The 3,529-nt window shown below is 72.8% G+C and carries 4 protein-coding genes and 1 pseudogene; 1 reads left to right on the top strand and 4 read right to left on the bottom strand.

Features of this window, described 5'->3' with window-relative positions; all coding sequences use genetic code 11:
* Positions 1–653: glycosyltransferase family 4 protein (locus G3I40_RS24920; RefSeq protein WP_164304358.1), on the top strand; the 653-nt coding region annotated here is incomplete at its 5' end.
* 27 nt (positions 654–680) lie between these two features.
* Here G3I40_RS24920 and G3I40_RS24915 read toward each other — a convergent pair.
* The 4 genes and pseudogenes from G3I40_RS24915 to G3I40_RS24900 all read right to left on the bottom strand — a co-directional run.
* Positions 681–1,340, bottom strand: a complete 660-nt coding sequence (locus G3I40_RS24915) for an LAETG motif-containing sortase-dependent surface protein (RefSeq protein ID WP_164304357.1) — start codon at positions 1,338–1,340, stop codon at positions 681–683.
* Between the two features lie 185 nt (positions 1,341–1,525).
* Complete coding sequence (locus tag G3I40_RS24910; RefSeq protein WP_164304356.1) at positions 1,526–2,671, bottom strand: LOG family protein; 1,146 nt, start codon at positions 2,669–2,671, stop codon at positions 1,526–1,528.
* 77 nt (positions 2,672–2,748) lie between these two features.
* The gene (locus tag G3I40_RS24905; protein WP_164304355.1) at positions 2,749–3,156 is read right to left on the bottom strand and encodes a VOC family protein; all 408 of its coding nucleotides are present in this window, start codon (positions 3,154–3,156) and stop codon (positions 2,749–2,751) included.
* A gap of 73 nt (positions 3,157–3,229) precedes the next feature.
* A pseudogene (locus G3I40_RS24900) lies at positions 3,230–3,529 on the bottom strand (hypothetical protein); the annotation flags it as partial.

Raw genomic sequence — 3,529 nt, 5'->3', positions numbered from 1 at the left:
CCGCCCTCGAACGGCTGGCCCCGGGCGTGGACACCGAGGCGTTCCGGCCGGGGCTCGACCCGCGGCCCGTGCGCGCCCGGCACGGGATCGGGGACCGCGAACCGGTCGTGCTGTGCGCGGCCCGGCTCGTCCCCCGCAAGGGTCAGGACGTGCTCGTCGAGGCGCTGCCGATGGTGCGGCGCGTGGTGCCTGGTACGCGACTGCTGCTGGTCGGCGCGGGGCCGTACGAGCGGCGGATCCGTCAACGCGCCGAGCGCAACGGGGTGTTGGGGGCCGTGGTGTTCGCCGGTGGACGGGCGCACGCGGAGCTGCCCGGCTACTACGCGGCCGCCGACGTCTTCGCCATGCCGTGCCGCAGCCGCAGGGCCGGGCTCGAGGTGGAGGGGCTGGGGATCGTCCTGCTGGAGGCGGCCGCAGCCGGGTTGCCGGTGGTGGCCGGGGACTCCGGCGGCGCGCCCGACACCGTCCGGGAGGGCGAGAGCGGGTACGTGGTCGACGGGCGGTCACCGGCCGCCGTCGCGGACCGCCTCGTACGGCTGCTCCTGGACCGGGAGGCGGCGCGGGACATGGGCGCCAAGGGCCGGGAGCGCGTGGTGCGGGAGTGGAACTGGGAAGGGTCGTACGGGACGCTGGCCGGCCTGCTCGGCCGGTGACACGTCCCGTACGACCCCTTCAGTCGACTAGCGCTGGGCCGCGCCCCGCTTGCGCAGGGCGAAGACCACGCCGCCGCCCGCGACGACCAAGGCCGCGGCGAGGCCGGCGATGAGGCCGGTGTTGCTGCTGGCGCCGGTCTCGGCGAGGTCCGAACCGCCCGCCGGGGAGGCCGAGTTGCTCGGGGCCGGGGCCGCCGCGGTGGTGGACTCGGACGCCGACGGGACCGGCGAGGCCGACTCGGCCGGGGCCGAGGTGCTCGGCGCCGGTGAGGTCGGCGTCGCGCTCTCGGTCGGCTTCTCGGTGGCGCAGGCCTTGCCCGGCGTCGTGAGGGCCGGCTTGATGTCCTCGTCGACCTGGCTGTTGGCCTTCACGTGCACGCGGTACGTGGCGTTCGGCTGCCAGTTCTCCTTGAACGTGACGGTGGCGCCCTCGCGGGTGCCCTGCACGTCCTGGGAACCGATGAGCTTGTCGCCGAGGTAGACCGACACGGTCGCCTTGGTACCCGAGGCGTCCTTGTCGGTGACGGTGATGACGCCCTGCTCACCGGTGCAGGTGGCGGCGGCGGAGAACTCGCTGATGTTGCACGCCGAAGCGGACCCGGCGACACCCAGGGTGAGCGCCGTCGCGGCAGCCGCCACACCGGCGAAGCGCGTGGCGCGTGCGGATATACGGGGGGTTACGGACACGGTTGTCCTTCACGGGATCAAGTGCAGAAAAAGATGGGGTGCGGTGAGGGAGCGCGCGGCTCCAGCCTCATCACCCACACTGTCCCCTCACGTTTACAAGTGCCTGTAACGCAGCGTCAATACGCAGAGGCCACTCGGAGTTCAGTCTTGACCAGCGCTTGACCCATCCTTCCCCGGACCGTGTCTCAGGCCATGCGGGCCAGCGCCTCGCCCGCCTCCTCCGCGGTGTTGACGAGCGCGATGCGGGACTCCATCGACCGCTCCCGCGCGAGCGCCTGCAACAGGGGCCACGCCGGGAGGCGTTCGGTCCAGTGCGCCCGGTCGACCAGGACCATCGGCGTCGGTTCGCCGCGCGACTCGTAGTAGTTGGGCGTCGCGTTGTCGAAGATCTCCTGGACGGTGCCGGCCGCGCCCGGCAGGAAGATGACCCCCGCGTTCGACCGGGCGAGCAGCCCGTCCTCGCGGGTGGCGTTCGCGAAGTACTTGGCCAGGTGGGACGCGAAGGCGTTCGGCGGCTCGTGGCCGTAGAACCAGGTGGGGATGCCCACGGAGTCGCCGCCGCCCGGCCAGCGGCCCCGGACCTCGAAGGCCGCGCCCGCCCAGTCCGTGACGGACGGTGTGAACGAGGGGGATTTGGCGAGGAGTTGCAGCGCCTCCGGCAGCACGTCGTCGGCGAGCGGGGCCGCGTACCCGCCCAGGTTCGCGGCCTCCATCGCCCCCGGGCCGCCGCCCGTCGCCACCGTGAACCCGGCCCGCGCGAGCGAGCGGCCGAGCCGGGCCGCGGCGGCGTACTCCCGGGTCCCCCGCGCCATCGCGTGACCGCCCATGACGCCCACCACCCGCTTCCCGACGAGCAGTTCGTCCAGGGCGTCGGAGACCGAGTCGTCGTGGACGGCGCGCAGCATGGAGGCGAAGACGTCGCCGTCCGTCTTGGTCCGCTGGAACCACGCGTACGCGCGGGCGTCCGGTGTCGCCTCGTAGCCGCCCGGCGTGGACAGGCCCTCGAAGAGTTCGTCGGGTGTGTAGACGTGGCCGCGGTACGGGTCGAAGGGGAGGCCGGGGACCGGCGGGAAGACCAGGGCGCCGGCCGCCCTGACCCGGGCCGCCGCCTCGGCACGCATGGGGCAGCCGAGGAAGACGGCGCCCGCGACCTCGGCGGCGAGCAGCCGCTCCGTGCGGTCCGTCAGGTCGACGGCCTGCACCCGGTGGTGGGCGAGCGTGCCGAGCGCGTCGAGCGTCTCGTCGAACTCCGCGAGGGTCTCGATCTCGCGGTCGGACGTGGTCCCCGGCGTGGGGGCGGGCTCGGGTGACTGCGAAGGTGTCTGCTGCACCCGCCCATGCTAAGAGCCCGTCTTTGCACCCCCGCCTGCGCCCCGGCGCCCGGCACGACCGGCCGAGGGCCAGTTGCTCAGCCCTCGACGACCGAGGGGTCCATCCACATGATCTCGAAGGTGTGGCCGTCCAGGTCGTCGAAGGCCCGGCCGTACATGAAGCCGTGATCCTGCTTCTCGCCGGACTCGGTGCCGCCGAGCGCGATCGCCTTGTCGACGAGCTCGTCGACCTTCTCGCGGCTCTCGGCGCTCAGGCACAGCAGCACCTCGCTGGTGCTCGTGGAGTCGGCGATCGCCTTCTTCGTGAAGCTCGCGTACTTCTCCTTGGTGAGCAGCATGACCACGATGTGCTCGCTGATCACGATCGAGGCGGCGGTGTCGTCGGAGAACTGGGCGTTGCGTGCGTATCCGAGCTCGGTGAAGAACTTCGTGGCGGCGTCCAGGTCGCTGACGGCCAGGTTCGTGAAAATCATCTGCTGGTACATGGGGTGTCCTTCGCCTTCTGGGTCGGCTGGTCGCATGCCCTACGCCCCTTTAGACGGCCGGTCGCGGCAAAACTCATCGCGCGGCCAGGGGAGCCGCCGAAAGTTCCGCCACGGCCCAGGTCAGCGGCCCGAAAACGGCCAGCAGTGCGGCCGCGCGCAGGGCCGCGGCACCGCGCAGCATCGACGCGGGAGCGCCGAGGCGCAGCAGCGCGGCCGTGGTGTGCCGACGGGCCTGGCGCGCCTCGACGGCCGCCGTCACCAGCGTGGCGACGGTGCAGCCGACGACGAGCACGGCGCCCAGGGTCGACAGCGGCCCGAGGTCCACGGCCGTCTTCCCGCTGTCCCCGTACAGGACGCTCGCCGCGTACGCCCC

Source organism: Streptomyces sp. SID14478, from assembly GCF_010548525.1.
Classification (GTDB): domain Bacteria; phylum Actinomycetota; class Actinomycetes; order Streptomycetales; family Streptomycetaceae; genus Streptomyces.
This window is presented reverse-complemented; position numbering and strand designations above follow the sequence as displayed.

Coding starts and splice junctions, on each gene's coding strand:
- G3I40_RS24905 (WP_164304355.1), bottom strand. CDS start 3,156: ATGTACCAGCAGATGATTTTCACGAACCTGGCCGTCAGCGACCTGGAC.